This window comes from Pseudoalteromonas fuliginea (assembly GCF_000690055.1).
Classification (GTDB): domain Bacteria; phylum Pseudomonadota; class Gammaproteobacteria; order Enterobacterales; family Alteromonadaceae; genus Pseudoalteromonas; species Pseudoalteromonas fuliginea.
In genome coordinates this window covers 1-15,492 of sequence record NZ_JJNZ01000018.1, presented here as the reverse complement: position 1 = coordinate 15,492, position 15,492 = coordinate 1, and the positions used below count along the sequence as shown (strand labels likewise).

General features: G+C 37.0%; 16 protein-coding genes. 8 read left to right on the top strand and 8 right to left on the bottom strand.

Annotated elements, in window-relative coordinates; translation table 11 throughout:
- Positions 1–22: 22 nt before the first annotated feature.
- Positions 23–1,066: an acyltransferase family protein gene (locus DC53_RS14485; RefSeq protein ID WP_033028870.1), complete on the bottom strand. Its 1,044-nt coding sequence runs from the start codon at positions 1,064–1,066 to the stop codon at positions 23–25.
- Positions 1,067–1,451: 385 nt separating this feature from the next.
- Between DC53_RS14485 and DC53_RS14490 the strand changes: the two genes are divergently transcribed.
- Positions 1,452–2,453, top strand: coding sequence for a metal-dependent hydrolase (locus DC53_RS14490; protein WP_008134262.1), 1,002 nt, complete (start codon positions 1,452–1,454; stop codon positions 2,451–2,453).
- Positions 2,454–2,525: 72 nt separating this feature from the next.
- Here DC53_RS14490 and DC53_RS14495 read toward each other — a convergent pair whose 3' ends face one another.
- On the bottom strand, positions 2,526–2,834 hold the full coding sequence (locus DC53_RS14495) for a hypothetical protein (protein WP_007378459.1): 309 nt from the start codon (positions 2,832–2,834) through the stop codon (positions 2,526–2,528).
- A gap of 433 nt (positions 2,835–3,267) precedes the next feature.
- Between DC53_RS14495 and DC53_RS14500 the strand changes: the two genes are divergently transcribed.
- From DC53_RS14500 to DC53_RS22390, 4 genes are all read left to right on the top strand, one after another.
- Positions 3,268–4,014, top strand: a complete 747-nt coding sequence (locus DC53_RS14500) for a CPBP family glutamic-type intramembrane protease (RefSeq protein ID WP_033028869.1) — start codon at positions 3,268–3,270, stop codon at positions 4,012–4,014.
- 506 nt (positions 4,015–4,520) lie between these two features.
- A complete protein-coding gene (locus DC53_RS14505) occupies positions 4,521–5,015 on the top strand; it encodes a hypothetical protein (RefSeq protein ID WP_007378461.1) in 495 nt (164 codons plus the stop codon).
- Between the two features lie 145 nt (positions 5,016–5,160).
- The gene (locus tag DC53_RS0120410) at positions 5,161–5,748 is read left to right on the top strand and encodes an acyl carrier protein phosphodiesterase (RefSeq protein ID WP_033028868.1); all 588 of its coding nucleotides are present in this window, start codon (positions 5,161–5,163) and stop codon (positions 5,746–5,748) included.
- Between the two features lie 54 nt (positions 5,749–5,802).
- A complete protein-coding gene (locus tag DC53_RS22390; RefSeq protein ID WP_239462875.1) occupies positions 5,803–6,438 on the top strand; it encodes a hypothetical protein in 636 nt (211 codons plus the stop codon).
- A 193-nt stretch (positions 6,439–6,631) separates the two neighbouring features.
- On the opposite strand, the gene DC53_RS14510 is transcribed toward DC53_RS22390, so the two are convergent.
- Positions 6,632–7,108, bottom strand: coding sequence for a YqhA family protein (locus DC53_RS14510; protein WP_007581432.1), 477 nt, complete (start codon positions 7,106–7,108; stop codon positions 6,632–6,634).
- 144 nt (positions 7,109–7,252) lie between these two features.
- Here DC53_RS14510 and DC53_RS14515 point away from each other — a divergent pair, with 144 nt between their 5' ends.
- A complete protein-coding gene (locus DC53_RS14515) occupies positions 7,253–7,594 on the top strand; it encodes a YajD family HNH nuclease (protein WP_033028867.1) in 342 nt (113 codons plus the stop codon).
- A 67-nt stretch (positions 7,595–7,661) separates the two neighbouring features.
- Here the strand turns inward: DC53_RS14515 and DC53_RS14520 are convergent, their stop codons facing one another.
- Together DC53_RS14520 and DC53_RS14525 are read right to left on the bottom strand one after the other, a co-directional pair.
- Complete coding sequence (locus DC53_RS14520) at positions 7,662–8,096, bottom strand: nuclear transport factor 2 family protein (protein WP_008134272.1); 435 nt, start codon at positions 8,094–8,096, stop codon at positions 7,662–7,664.
- Between the two features lie 99 nt (positions 8,097–8,195).
- The gene (locus DC53_RS14525; RefSeq protein WP_008134274.1) at positions 8,196–8,666 is read right to left on the bottom strand and encodes a YHS domain-containing (seleno)protein; all 471 of its coding nucleotides are present in this window, start codon (positions 8,664–8,666) and stop codon (positions 8,196–8,198) included.
- A gap of 126 nt (positions 8,667–8,792) precedes the next feature.
- Between DC53_RS14525 and DC53_RS14530 the strand changes: the two genes are divergently transcribed.
- On the top strand, positions 8,793–9,614 hold the full coding sequence (locus tag DC53_RS14530; RefSeq protein ID WP_033028866.1) for an AraC family transcriptional regulator: 822 nt from the start codon (positions 8,793–8,795) through the stop codon (positions 9,612–9,614).
- Between the two features lie 507 nt (positions 9,615–10,121).
- On the opposite strand, the gene DC53_RS14535 is transcribed toward DC53_RS14530, so the two are convergent.
- Positions 10,122–10,892, bottom strand: a complete 771-nt coding sequence (locus DC53_RS14535; protein ID WP_033028865.1) for a DUF1223 domain-containing protein — start codon at positions 10,890–10,892, stop codon at positions 10,122–10,124.
- Positions 10,893–11,068: 176 nt separating this feature from the next.
- On the opposite strand from DC53_RS14535, the gene DC53_RS14540 reads away from it, so the two are divergent.
- Positions 11,069–11,746: a glutathione S-transferase family protein gene (locus DC53_RS14540; protein WP_033028864.1), complete on the top strand. Its 678-nt coding sequence runs from the start codon at positions 11,069–11,071 to the stop codon at positions 11,744–11,746.
- A gap of 234 nt (positions 11,747–11,980) precedes the next feature.
- On the opposite strand, the gene DC53_RS14545 is transcribed toward DC53_RS14540, so the two are convergent.
- The gene (locus DC53_RS14545) at positions 11,981–15,034 is read right to left on the bottom strand and encodes a hypothetical protein (protein ID WP_033028863.1); all 3,054 of its coding nucleotides are present in this window, start codon (positions 15,032–15,034) and stop codon (positions 11,981–11,983) included.
- A gap of 177 nt (positions 15,035–15,211) precedes the next feature.
- Positions 15,212–15,492: hypothetical protein (locus DC53_RS22385; protein WP_033028862.1), on the bottom strand; the 281-nt coding region annotated here is incomplete at its 5' end.

The window sequence follows — 15,492 nt, the reverse complement described above, 5'->3', positions numbered from 1 at the left end:
CTTATTTAATTGTACCAATACGTTAGGTGCCGATTAGCTTTCGTGAGTGTCGCCCTATTGGTTTCTTTATTAGCCATGCGAAGGCCATCGTTGCACCGACACCAACAATCATATTTGCAATACCTAATAAGCCGATAATGAAAGCATCTCGATGACTTTGAATATAGTCTTGCAGGCCCATAATTAGAAAACCAACGAAGAAAACATGGTAAAAATAAATAGAAAACGAATATTCACCAATGTTGCATATGGTTTTGGGTAGACGTGTTTCAATATTTTGAAGCCACTTTAAGAGTAGTAAACAAGCTAATATTTTTTGAATGTAGAAAAGAGTTTGTCGAGATGAATACCACCCATCTACTTTATATTCATTAATATATTGGGTAAGGATGGCTGCGCTGATCAAGGCAATAAAAGTGATTAACCACGTTTTATATTGATTGACCTTAGCCATTGTCTTTTCGTAATGACTCCCTATTATCATTCCGAAACAATATGCACCACAAAAATACACCAAACTCTGCATGCTTAGAAAATCAGGAAAGGCGCTGCGGGATATAACCAAGGGCACGCATGCAAGAAAAAACATCAGCTTTGGTGTGCGTTTATTCACAAAATCTAGCAATGGTGTCAATATGAAAAGTACTAATAAAATCGGGATGTACCAAAATTGAATAGCTGCGGTTCCGGATACTAGGTTTGTGGCGACTGTGATAATAAACGATATATCGGTTGCTGCACCATCAGCAAGATAATATTGCCAGTACACAGCTGTCGCTATTGTGCTTGCGGCAACATAGGGTAAAACAACATTTAGTATTTTACTCTTATAAAATGAAATCCACCCTTTATTCTGTAAAATTTTGCTGAAAAGTAATCCCGAAATAATGGCGAAGTATAGTGTGCTGCCGTGAAACAATAGTTCAGTTGAGTAAAAAAGCGTTTTTAAACCGAGGGAATCTAAATCGCCAGTCCAAAAAATAGCAAATGACCACGCATGTGCTGCGACAATACTTAAAATCGCAATGCCTCTAAAGGCTTGTAAATGAGAAATATATGAAGACATAGATAAAAATCATCGCTCGTTAAATATACGTTATAATTATGTTACTGTTCAGGTGGTGCGATAGATACCCATTACATACGTATTCAGGGCTTACAAATTTAAACGAGGTAAATCTTACTACTCCAAATTTATCGCCAAAATGCCACCTTGAGCTTTTTGTATCTTGCCTTTTTCATTTTATAACGCAGTGATTTAGTGTTTTTTAATTACTAATCCAAACACGATGCAATAGATAATGAGTCGCTTGAGGGGTCTCACTTTGCGTCTTTCTCGCTAATGTATATTTTACCAAACCCAACAAGTGTCTATTTTTTAAGATCGACAGAGCCTGCGAAGCAGTACATTATAATGCGTGCTTTAATTGATTTGAAAAAAGGGGATTTAATTGGATTCACTCACACAAGTGGTGCTTGGCAGTGCAGTTGCTTATGCAACATTGGGCAGTAAATTAGGTCGCAAATCTTTATTAATTGGGGCGGCGTTTGGCACTTTACCAGATTTAGATGTGCTAATTAATTTTGGTGGCGATGTTGAAAATTTTGTTTATCATCGTAGCTTTAGTCATTCTTTGTTTATACAGCTGTTATTGAGCCCCTTATTTGCGTGGCTTTTACTCAAAATGAATTGGGCTAAATGTATAACGATGACGCGTTGGTCGGCTGGCATTTTTTTAATTTTAAGTACGCATTCATTACTCGATAATTTTACCGTTTACGGTACGCAGTTGTTATGGCCGTTGTCGACATATCCTTTTAGTATTTCGAGTATATTTATTATTGACCCTGCGTATACTTTGCCTCTTGTGTTGTCTTGTATAGCGCTGTGTTTTGCACGTATGCGACCGCATGCACAACTTATAAACACGAGCGCGTTAGTCATTAGTTCGTTGTATTTAATTTGGGGCTTTGCGGCTAAATACCACATTAATAGTAAAATTTATCAGGCGCTGAATCAAAAAAATATCACATTCTCACATTTTGAAAGCACGCCGACTCCGCTTAATACTTTGCTGTGGCGCGCTGTGGCTATTACTAAGCAAGGTCATTATGAGATTTATGTATCTGTGTTTGATGAAGTTAAAAACGTTGATATTCAATTTTACCCTACAGAAAACGCGTTGCTAACTAAGCTCAATGATGCAAAGCAGATCGTGTTATTAAAACGATTTACCAAAGGGCTTTACGGTGTTTATCAACAAAATGAACAGGTTGTTATTAGTGATTTAAGAATGGGGGTAGAGGGCAACTATGTATTTTCATTTGTGGTTGCTGAACAAAAAGATCAGCAGTTGATCCCAGGGCAATATCAGAAGCTCAGTAATCGATTGCCGCTAGATAAGCTTAAGCTGGTTTTTGCTCGTATTACAGATCCAAATATCGATTTATAAACGAGCGTGGCAGTATCCACTTTTTTAATCATGGGTTTTAGTTGGGATTGCTCACTATTACCTAAGCCTAATTTAGTCATCAGGCCCTTTGAGCGTAAATATTAAATGCTTGCGCATATCTTTTAAAATAACGCCTTTTTTAAGCATTTCGCCACTTAAGCGTTTTTGCCATTTTAATAAATTTGGCTCTGCGGCCGCTAAGGCTTGCTCGCTTTCAAACTGAAAACACAAAAGTAGTGAACTTGGAAATAAATGATATTGAACATCAAACCAGCATTGCAGCATGCCTGGGAGCTCAGCGCGGCCTAGTTCTTCTAATTTTTCAGCTGTATTAAGTACAAGTGCTTGCTGTTTTATTTGCACCGCAGAGAGTTTTTTCATTATTAAAATCCAAGTTAGCGGCTAAAAAATGCAGCCGGAATGGGGGCATTATACGCAAGCTTGTAGGCAAGCAACAACCGTAGGTTGATTTGAGTTAAACGAAACCCAACGCATAGCTAATGTAACAAACAGAGCTATAGATAAATGTGAATGTTATTCGTTGTTGGCGCATAGTTTGCCGATGCGTTGGGTGATAGCTCAATAAGCGGATTCTACCGCCAGTGCTTAAGTGTTTCGCTCAAGGTATAAAATTTTATTCAAAGTTTACTGCGTTTACAAAAGCTCTCCAAATACGCCTCTGTAATTTATGAAGCCTAAGGCTACTTTACTAACTAAGTAGTTGTTTAATAATATCCAATTTAGGATTAGTATTAGAAACTACTTAAACAATAATAAAAGTAAGAAGCAATGCGCTCTTACTAAAGAGGTATACATGGAAGATGCATTCATAGCCGTATTTGCAAATGTCGGTGCTATCTTAATTTTAGCTTTAACATTAAAAGCATTTAATAAAGTCGATATAAATATAACGTGGTCTTTAATCTCATTAGGCATTTTTACGTGTTACGTTTTTGCTCTATTTAGAGGCGCCGAGGTAATTCCTTTGGATATATTTTTTACTGATATGTCTTGGAATTGGTCAGGAAAAATAGCTGTAATTATCCTGTGGGGGAGTGCAATCCTAGCCTTAGCGAAATATAAACATGGCTTTCGTATTGCTGATGCTGGTTTTACTTTCAAACAAAGTGAAGGTTCTTTAAAACCTGCTTTTATTGTTCTGTGCTTGTTTGTAGTTCTCCAAGTCATTGTTTCATGGTTCTGGAGTGGCGAGCCTCGCTATGATTTAGAAACATTACTTTATCAAGCAACCATGCCAGGGTTTGACGAAGAACCGATGTTTAGAGGGGTCTTACTATTTTGTATTTCCTTGGCAATAGTATCTAAGCGATACAGTTTGGCGAGCGCGCCGATAAATATAGGTGGATTACTTTTAGTTTTGTTATTTGGCTTGGTGCACGGCGTTATGTTTAGCGCTGGTGAGTGGTACTTTTCGTTTACCTCTATTTTATTAACCGGAGGTTATGGTTTTATTTTACTGTGGCTAAGAGAGCGAACGGGGAGCTTGGTATTTCCAATCCTAGCCCATAATAGTGTTAACTTTGTTGGGCAATTAATTTAGGCAATGACTAAAACCTTGTTTAAGGTTTTTTCGCCCTAGGATTGCAGTGGTACAGATTACAGTGAAAAGGAAGGAGTCTTCGCTTTCTCTGGCCCCGATCATTACGTTTGATGCCGGAGGCAATTAAGTGATTTGAACGTAAACGTCATGAAATAAATTACTCGTCAGTTGCTTATGTCCAGGGCATGGTGACTTGGAAGCTCGTTTTTATTTATAGTTACGCTATTCATGCTTGCCACAGGGCATCAATACCTTTATGTGCTGTAAGTGAACTCTGGGATCTACTTAACTAGAGTTCATGTTATTTATATAAAAACGCGCACTACTTGTTGATGAGTGTAATTATATGGGTAGGAGTTTTTTACAAAATTTAGTAATTTTTACTTTAATAATAAGAATGTTAGAACTGGATTTTAATTTATCTCATTGATTTAAAATAATAATTTATTTGGTTCGAGTTTTGCTCAGTAGTAAGTGTATTTTCTTAAATAAATAAAGGAGTTATTATGAGTACCGTTATTACTGGGTTATTCGAAAGTGCATCACAAGCAACACTCGCAATTTACAGATTAGAAGCTTTAGGTATCAACGAAGCTGACATAAGCATTGTAGCCAACGACTCATACGCAAAGGAAGATTTTGCTGTAGACGAAGGTACTAAAGCTGCCGAGGGCGGCATTATAGGCGCGGCTTCAGGTGGTATTCTTGCTGCAATTATTGGAGGGTTTACTGCCGTAGGGACTGTAGCAACAGGTGGTACAGGCTTATTAGTTGCCGGTCCATTAGTCGCTGCATTTGCTGCTGGTGGCGCAGGCGCTGCAGTAGGTGGTACTTTAGGGGCCGCAGTTGGTGCGTTTATCCCTGAGCATGAAATTAAGTATTACGAAGATGCCATTGAAAAAGGCTCTATATTAATTGGTATTAAGTACGATAGTGACAACAAAAACGCTATTGAAGAAATACTTAATAATGCAGGCGCAAGTAATGTTTCTACAGCGTAATGCTAATTAATTAGTTTCAAAATTAATAAAAAAGGTGAAACTTAGTTTCACCTTTTTTATGCTATTTTGCTTTTGATTAGGCATAAATCTCACTTTAAGTAGCGCTTACAATTAAGTTATTATTAATACCAAACCCGAGAACACTTTGAATTATTTAGCTCACCTTTATTTAGCACAGCCTACAGCCGATTCTCACTTTGGGAACTTATTGGGCGACTTTGGTGGTAAAAGGCATGTAGAACACTTACCAAGCACGGTTAAAAATGGGCTCGATAACCACTATTTAGTCGATAAATTTACCGACTCCCATCCTTTAGTTAAACACGCCAAGCAGTACTTTTCACCCGAGCGTAAGCGATTTGCTGGTGTGGCTATTGATGTGGTGTTTGATCACTTTTTAATTGTGCATTGGCAACACTTTAGCAAGCAATCTTTAAGTGAGTTTAAGTACACCAGCTACCAGCTTTTAAATCAGCGCATACCTGTTATGCCAACGTGTATGCAGCATGTTGTAACAAGTATGACTAAAAACGATTGGTTTAAAGAATACGAAACCATTGATGGAATAGGGCTAGCACTTGATAATATTGCCAAGCGTATTCGTTTTACTAACACTTTTTCGGGTGCGGCTGATGATATAGCGCGTAACTACGATGAATTAGAAGGCGTGTTTCTAGCGTTTTTTCCGGAGCTAATTAAGCATGTAAGTAAGTCTGGTTTTGAAAGCAGTTAAAAAAGTTAGATAAAGAGCTTTATTTAAAGTCAGTACGCATAACTATACGATGATTTGGCTGGGCGTTTTTTTGCTATTAACGACATTGAAATTGGTTATTCAGCCGATATTTTTGAAGATGATGTTGAAACAAAAACACAAGATATACTGCTTTCTTATAGAAAATTTAAAAATTCTAACATCACTTTTAACTATCAAGCGCTTGAAGGGCTGCAAGGCACGGCTAGCAATTTATGCGGCAATCAAACGGATCAAATTTTCTCGCAAAATACACGTTCAACCAAGTTTGAGCTATCTGGCCAACACAACTTTTATATCTTTAATAATAAAAAGTCTTTGTTTGAGCATTTTTTTCTTAATAGACCAAAGCTAAGTAGCAAATTTGACTTGTCGTTAAGTGTTGTTGGCACGTGGTCTTTCAAGCATGCATCTCTTGAGAATAAAGATAATATTGTGTTTCAGGCTGATTTTTTAAATTCGTCTGCACCACAGGTCACTAAGTTAATTTCTAATTCGTACGGGGCGAGTATTGGCTCGCTTTTATCATTTTCGTTGCCGCATAATGTTCACGTATTTGCTGAATACAAAGTAGGTAAGGGAAATATTCGAAATACAGACCCTGGGCTGGGGTTAAAAGATTCGGGCGGTGAAAAAGTAGCGGCATACGGCGGTGGTATTTCTTGGACTTAAAGTAACAAAAAACTCATGGTAGTACTACGTGCGTGGGAGCAAACAGGTAGGCATATAGATACTTCTTTTGGTGACTTGTCAGTAATTAAGTTTTTTTAATATTGAGTGCTGGGGCTCTCACTTAAGTTTTTCAGAATTTTAGGGGTAAGTAATTACACCTGCATGTAATTACTTAATAGTAATATGTGTTTAGTTAGTCTTTCATTGAGCGCCATGCAAATGTAGATGCTGCAATAACGATCGCAATGGCAATACCTAAGTAGAGTGTTTCTATTGTGCCGCCGAACTCAACTGCGTGCTCTAAAAATAGTATTACCAGTACAACTGAAGTTACTTGTACCAGAGTTATTTTTAAATCATGAAAGTCTTTAATATTAAAAGCAGCTAGAAATTTACTTTCCTCAGGCTTAGATGGTGTTATAAATAGTCGGTACAAGCTAATAGCAATAACTTGTAAGGTAATTCCGATTAGTAGCAAATCAAGAATTTTCAGTAGTTCAACTATTAGGGCTTTACCGGCTTTAGCTGAATCAGGCAGGTCAAATAGCGTTGTTATTACTATATTAGCTACAATATTAATGCATGAAACATAAACGAGTAATGATGATATTGCAGCGGTAATAACGGCGATTACAACCAAAAACCGACTTGTTTGGAATATATTTTCCATGTTGCTCAACTTTATAATTAGACCTGATTTATACGAAACGTAGCTTAAGTTAGATCCCTTACGAACGTTTTACTTTTATATTTGCTTTAACATATTGGCTATTTACTTGTTAAGCATAGAAATAACAAATTTAACTGGAATATTATGAGTAAGAATAACGATGTACCTCAAGCTTATGTGAAGCAAGAGGAAGGCTATCGAATAAAAGCCTTAAGATTGTACCCTTGGGTATGCGGGCGTTGTGCTCGTGAGTTTGAGTACTCTAATTTACGTGAGTTAACGGTGCATCATGTTGATCACAACCACAGTAATAATCCTGAGGATGGCAGTAATTGGGAGTTATTGTGTATTTATTGCCACGATAATGAGCACAATAAATACCACGAACACATTATGTATGGCGGGTCGACTACAGAGCGAAAAGTAGAGGCTGCAACGCATTCTCCGTTTGCTGATTTAAAATCGCTGTTAAATAAATCAAAGTAATATTTGAACCAAGTTAATGATTAAATAAATAGGCTAAAATTTATAACAGCGATTACTGGCTTAACAGTTATTGCAAAATGTAAGCTTTAGCGATTATTTTCCATTCATTATCTAATTTAGATAATGTTAGTGCATCATAAAAACGGTTAGTAGAGCGAAATAAAACAACAGCTAAACGATCGTCAACTATGTTCATACTAATAATTTCACCATCGAGGTTTCCACCCGCTGGATTTTTGTTTGATGCCCATTGGTTAAGTACACTGGTCATATCTTTATACGACTTAATAACTTCTTTACCGTCGTCGTTTTTTACTACACCAACCATTGTTGCGTGCTCTGCTGCAAATGCGCGAAATAAACGCTCTTTACTCGCCTCACCTTGACCCTGAAAGTAGTCGTTTACTGCAGCTTTTATCGCGACTTTATCAGAGGCTTTATCTGCGTGTGCACTGAACGATAAAAAGGTAACACTTATAATAACTAACAACGATTTCAACATAAAACTCTCTTTTACTAATTCTAAAACGCACTAAACTTAAGGTTGCTGGCGTAAGCTAAAGCAACCTCATAATATTATATTTAAGTTAAATTTTACTAATTAAAGCTCTTTGGCTGTTTTGTCTTTTATGTCAAACCAGTTTGAATCGGCTGAATTAATAAAGCCTGGTACGTCTTTTAGCCATTGTTTTTGAACCGATTTATCAAGATTTAAATAAAGTTTGTTTTCAACAATTTTGAAAGCCTCTGGATCTACGTCAAACTTTTTCTCCATTGATACACCAAATGCACAAAAGCCACCAAATTGTGGGGCGTATTTTTCTGGGTTAGCTCTAAATAAGTCGCGGTGCTTAGCTGAGCTGAACTTATAAATGGCATTTTTATGCGTTGCAGTATATTCAGAACTGCCTGTTATCGCTTTGTTTTGGGTAAAGTAAGCAACGGTATCGTAACCACTAATTGCAATGTCGTTAACGTCGGCATTTGCGTCTATGTCTGCTGCAAAGCTTAGTGAACTTGCAAGTACCGATGCTGCAAAAAAAGCTGATTTAGTGAGTGTCGAAAATTTCATGTGTATCTCCAAAGGGGAATTTAATTAGTGTGTTTGTTTAAAACTCAACTGTACTTTATCGTTATTGCTTGGTTAATATGCGTCTATTAGTCTGTATTTTCATACCAATAATCCAAAGAGGCGTTTATGGACGTACTTTCGAGTGTGCTGAGGCATTTTTCACTCAATGCCAATGTGTTTTTTAGTGGGAACATGTGTGGTACTAGCGACTTTAGTGACGATAAAGGTGTTGGGCATTTACATTTATTGCGCTCAGGTACGTTAAAAGTGCGCAGTAATAATGGCTTCGAAGTCGTTTTGTCTAAGCCTTCGGTTATATTTTTTCCTCACTCTACAGGGCACTGTTTATTTTCGGATAAGGGGGAGGGGGCTGATTTAGTGTGTGCACAAATTAGCTATCAAAGCGGTGGGCATAGCCCTTTATTGCAGGCGCTGCCTTATTGCTTAAATTACGAATTAACGGGTGATGGATTATTAGCGCAAAGTGCTTTTTGGATTTTTGATGAGGCATTTAAAGACGCCAGCGGTAAGCATTTAATTATAGATCGCTTATGCGATGTATTTTTAATTAGTGTGCTGCGAAAAGTACTAGAAGAAGGAACAATTAAAAGCGGAATGATGGCAGGGTTTGCCCATCCTCAGTTGGCTAAGGTATTAATTAAAATACATCAAACCCCAGAGCAAAGCTGGTCGCTTAGCGCTATGGCTGAGGAGTGTGGTATGTCGCGTTCTAAATTTGCCGATACCTTTAAGCGAGTAATTGAGCAAACACCGGCTGACTATTTGGCTGATTGGCGTTTATCGGTTGCTAAAAAGCTTATTTTAAAAAATCAAAATATGGATTTAGTGGCTAATCAAGTTGGGTACGAAAATGGCTCCGCACTTGCCCGTGTATTTAGGAAAAAAACGGGGCAAGCGCCAAAAGAGTGGTTATTGAGTCAGCAGTAAATTTTTTAGTAAGTTACTTTTTTAATCGGGTAAAACTTTTTAAACTCTGGGAGTGCAGTATTTAGAGCTCTGGATGTCAGTTTTACGTTGATAAAAATAGTGTTTATGTGATTTGAATTAGCCAGTACTGCAACATACAGCTGTTATTCTATTATATGACCTAACTTTCGCCATATTCCTATTCGCTTTATTACGAAAAGTTAAAGAACCAATAGCATTCTTTGGCACTAACTTAACCGCGCTCTCCTTATCTGTTTTACCACATTTTTGCGGCTCATTTATTTATGGAGTTGTGCTGAGTGTGGTTATTATCGCGACCCTATTTTTAGTCTCTTTTGTTTTAAAAAGAGATACCTAGCAACGCTTTATATTTACGTATATGACCATGAGTGGATTACTAACAAGTTGTATAGTTAAAGGCATTATGGTGGCCTACTTTTAGACTTTTTTGAGATAGATTTTAAACAGCTGATACTTTTTAAACTTTAGCTTTTTATTTTATCCATATTAAAACCAATCTGCTGCAACTTGCAGTGGAGTCGGGTCGCCTTTTTTAGATACCCAAAACACTAATGCTTGCTTTGTTGGCGATATTTTTTTAGCGCGAGGCAGGGTTAAGTCAGTTAATGATAATTGCTGCTTAGTTTGCATGTTACTTTGCTCGTAACCTATAACGACAAAGTCGTGTTTTAACTTATGGCCTGCGTTTTCGCCGCTGTGTATTGGTGTTTCTATACCAAAGCCTAACAGAGCTACATGAGCTGTTAAGTTTTGGTTAGTATCATCTTTGGTATTAACGGTATCGTATTCGAGGTTAATTTTACTGTTGTTTATAGTCGCTTTTAAATTACCTAAATAAGGGGTTTTAGTTATAGGTATGGTTTGTTTATAAAACCAACCTTGCCATCCGCTGCCGTTAACCATAAACCCGGGTGTTGCTACAATACGGCTTTTACCTAAGGCTTTATAGGTGCGTTGTCTTTTACTAAAAACAGCAGAGGCAAAGGGGTCTTTCCATCCTAAATAATCCCAATAAGTAACATGAAAATTAATAGGGATTAAATCAGTCCATAGTTTTTCATCATCTGTAAACGTTGAAATCCAGCGCTCTGCTGGTGGGCAACTACTGCAGCCTTGCGATGTGTAAAGCTCTAAAAAGGTAGTTGGATTAGCTGTACTTGTAATGGTTACTTGCTCAGCAGCTTGGCTTTGAGAGCAAAATATTATTAACCCAGCCAATGCTGGAAAAAGCGATTGAGACAGTGTTTTAAAAGGCATGTTACTTCTCGAAAAGATTTATACTGTCTGTAGCATAAGTGATATTTGTAGATGAAGTATCACGAAATACTCACAATTAAATCACGTTTTAACCGTATATTTATCTATTAAAAACTTAATTTGAACACCCGCTCAAGTTGTGCTTTAATCATTGTTCAATTATTGAGGGACTTTACATGATTAAATTTTATTTTCACCATACGCCTAACCCAATGAAGGTGGCACTCTTTTTAGAAGAAACAGGCTTGCCGTTTGAGCTTGTTCCTCTTGATACTTTGAAAGGTGAGCAACATACACCTGAATTTAAAGCAATTAATCCAAACGCTAAAGCACCTGCCATTGTTGATGGTGAAACGCGTGTGTTCGATTCGAATGCTATTTTAATGTACCTTTCTGAAAAATATGCAAAGCTAGAGGGGAAGGCCGATGACCGCGCTGAAATGCTGTCGTGGTTAATGTTTATTGCATCTGGTTTGGGTCCGTATTCTGGGCAAAGTGTACACTTTAGACATATGGCGCCAGAAGGGCTTGATTACGCGGTTAATCGATATTTGCGTGAAGCACAGCGTCACTACGAAGTGCTTGATACGCACCTTGAAGGTCGTGACTTTATTGTGGGTGATACATATACCATTGCTGATGTATCTGCATGGGGGTGGATTGATAAAGCGTCGGTTGTATTAGGTGAAGAGGGCTTAGCGCCTTATCCTAATCTTAAACGTTGGTTTGAAAGCATTGATAGCCGCCCAGCGGTTGCACGTGCACGCGTAATTGGTACTGATATAGCCTTTAAAAAAGAGTTTGATGAAGATGCTAAAAAAGCATTTTTCCCTTCCAATTACCCTAAACAATAACTATAGTAAGCGAGCTTATTATGGGCCGCTAGTTAACCTGAACTCTGGATAATAAATCTACCTCAAGCAACTATTTTCAGCGCTCACTGCGTTGAATTTACTTGCAATAGGTCAGCTATTGACGCGTAAATTCGCCTTGTTTTCACTGAAAATCTCTGGCTAGAGAAAATAAATTTAAATATCAATATAATTCAGTAGGTTAGTAAGTATCTTAACCAGAATTCAGGTTAATTATCAAATTTTAATGATTTCTCTATTGTTGGACTGATTACTTAACGTGATGGTCGTTAAAAATAGTGAACTCTCATGTTCGATAGAGTCCTCTAGTAAAATACAAAAAATAAGTAAACGCGTATTTATTCCTGCTTTACCCCATCCTAATTTTGAGAATAAATCATCTATCAGGTTTTGCGTTATGCTTTTAACCCCAATCCAATAATCTAAGTCTTCTTCCAATTCGTGAGTGAGTTTTAGTAAGGTTTGATTTAGTTTTTCTAGCGTTTCAAAATGGTTTGTACTGGCATCAAATGCTTTAACTGCTTTTTTTACATTTTTTAATGTTGTTGGAAAACGCTTTAGCGCTCTTGCAGCTTTTCCAATGGTTGTAAGGCGTTTAGCTACTCCCTTCCACGACTTATTTGCATTGGCACCATTTTGAGAATCAGGGACAAGCGCAAGATAGTCATCCCATTTATCTGTATTTTTTAAATCTTTTTTAATACGACGGTAATCAACGGTTCTACTAGAATCCCCATCTAATAAATGGTCAAACAATATACTTAGATCATTATATGATTCATCTTTTAGGGCATATAAATGCAGTATATTAAAAATAACTTTCCTTTCAAAAGGCGAACCACTTTGTAAGTAAATTAAATAACGTGCTGCATTATGATATAGCTTATCGCCATTTAGCTGTTCAAATTGTGCATAGACTTCATGCCCAGAACGCATCGTCATTGCTATGACGCTACTAGTATAAATGTTGCTGTTTTCAATACTATGTTGATAACGACTAATTGCGACTTTTATATTTTGCTCGGGAATAAGTATGGGTACATCTATTGGTAAAGAGTCGGCATGACGGTGGGTCGACAAATCAAGGGAATCAAAGAAGTCTTCAATCTCTCTTAAATTGTGCAGTTTGTTATCTTGATTTGTATATTCAAGTGAAATAGCACCATTAAACTCGGGATCTAATGCTGATTGCGCAACACCAAAGATGATTCCTAATTTTGCTTGTCTGGATTCTGAAAGCCCTGATGCAGTTCCTTTAATGGTGTAATCGTGTTTAACATATAAGTTACCATTGGCATCAACTTCAACCGTTAAGTCTCGATTAATATCGCGTACTTTACTAATATCAAAGCCAATAATGTTTAGGCCCAGCCGAGTTGAACTATTAAGTGCTGTTTCAAACCGTGTAGTGATAGGTATTAAGTTTATTGCACCCGCTCTGTTTAATGCTTGCATAAGTAATGAGGCTTTTTTCCCGTCGCCTATCGCTAAACAGCGGAATAAGGTTTGTACTTGTTTATTTTCTGGTTGGAGGATTGTTATTTTTAATTTTTGAAGTTCGAATAAACGTTGTTGTTTAATCGATTCTAAATTAAGACCAAACTTAATGTTGGCTGCTTTTTCTAATTTTTCAGTGATGTTCTTTTTAAATATCTGGTATCGATTTATTACACGATTAAAATTAGCTTCTATATTTTGATCAAAATTAGCAATCGTCTGTGCTACGTCATCGCCGAGCGAAGCGATAGGTTTTAGTTGGGAAGCTGTTTTCTCTTTTAAATCGTTAGCAAACTCATCCGCTTTCTCACGAAGTTTTTGCTGTAATATTTTTATTTTTTCAGACAGATATTTTTCTGACTTGTGCTGAGCAGCCATAAAAATAGGGTCAGCATTTGATTGCACAACACCAAATAAACTCAGTAATCTATTAATTATAGATGTTGCTAAGTCGTCTGGGGCCGCTTCTGTTGAGAGCAATGTCTTATTGAATTGCACGATTAGCTCATCATCAAGTAACTTTTTAATTACATCATCGATCTCATTTTGTCCTAGTGTGATTTCGGCTATTGGCTTGTACCATGTATCTTCATCAATTGTATGTAATATGTCATCAACCAAGATTTGGCCAGGGTTACTGTATTCCTCAAGCTTACTAACCAGTTCATTACCTTTACCAAGCAGCATTTCTATGTACTGTTTGGCGAGTGCATCCATTCCTTCAATTTCTGCTTCAAGTGCTAGTTTTAAGGTGTTTTTTGTCTGCTCTGTTTCTCTTAAAGTTAGTAATAGTTCTATTTGCTGTTGATCATTACGATATACATCAAGTTCCAAGTCACCAGCTATTTCTTGGCGCCTTGAAAGTGAGACTGCTACGGAGGCGTCTACTCCAATAAGGTGCCCTTTAAGATTTGTTTTTGAAGCGAGCGATTTTCCAATTTCTAATTCGCCAGATAATATTAGAGAAGATGCCATTTTAATTGAAAATGCACGATATCCCTCTCTAGCATCACTACTAGTACGCTTGACTAATTGAGTGTTTATATCGTTCAAGTTCCAAGGGCGAACTGGTTTTTTAAACATACTCCACAGGGTTTTATAGCTAGTAGTTTCTTCATTTACTTGGTAGTACGAATCAAACTCCACACTACCTGATTTATCTAAACCGGCACCTATTTTAAAAATATTAGCAGAGGTTGATGTTGATACATTAATATCATAGGCAGCTTTTACATCTTGATTGACGAGGCAAAACCCATTTGGAAGTGTTTTGGATAAAAATGTTGGGCGCTTTGTGTCATTTAAAACAGAGATACTAAATTCACCGTAGGCACCAGCTGTTACACCAACACTAAGTTGATCAATTTTTGATTTGTGCTCTTTAGTAAATTCAAACTCTTTTTTTAATCCGTTAGTTTGTTCACCAATTGGTGTTTCAAGAACAGACCAAAGTTGAAATGCTTTATAGGCTTCTTGATAAATTTCAGAGCTTTTAATTTTTTTTATTTGTTCAGCTGAAAAAAGTACGACTATAAATTCAATGACCTTTTTTATTTCCTCGACTAGGTCATCTATATTGGGGTCTTTAATAATTCCATAAGCACTGTTAACCAAAGTAATAATATCAGAAAGCTTAGTGCTATTTGCTTCATCAATATTAAAGTACTTTTTTAAATTTGCGGCAGAAGATAGGCTTTCGAGTAAGTCGTGGGCTTTAGCTGGTGCTAAATATGAGGAAGGAACAACGCGATCAAGTGATGTTAGTGATATCATTTTAAAAATCCTTTTGATTTTAGTTTATATTTTATTGATCACCTTTTATGCGACTACATCAACTGTAACCTAGAATAAATTGCTGTTAAATAAATGGCAAGGCTATATTTTAAACAACATATTGATTGAATCATAAGTGCTTAATTTTTGGTTATAAGCGTAACTAGAATAAACGATTTAATTAAAAGCTGCGCTTTTCACTCGAGCAAGCTCGGCGTCTGCAATAAATATTAAACCCGAGTTTAGCTTTATTTGTAGGCGTACAGCTTGCTGACGCGACGAGCAAAGCTCGTAATGTTTTTTGGTTGTAAGCGTAACTATAACGATTTGATTAAAAGCTGCGCTTTCACGCGAGCAAGCTCGGCGTCTACAGTAAATATTAAACCCCGAGTTCAGCTTTACCTGTAGGCGTACAGCTTGCTGACGCGACGAGCAAAGCTCGTAATGTTTTTTGGTTG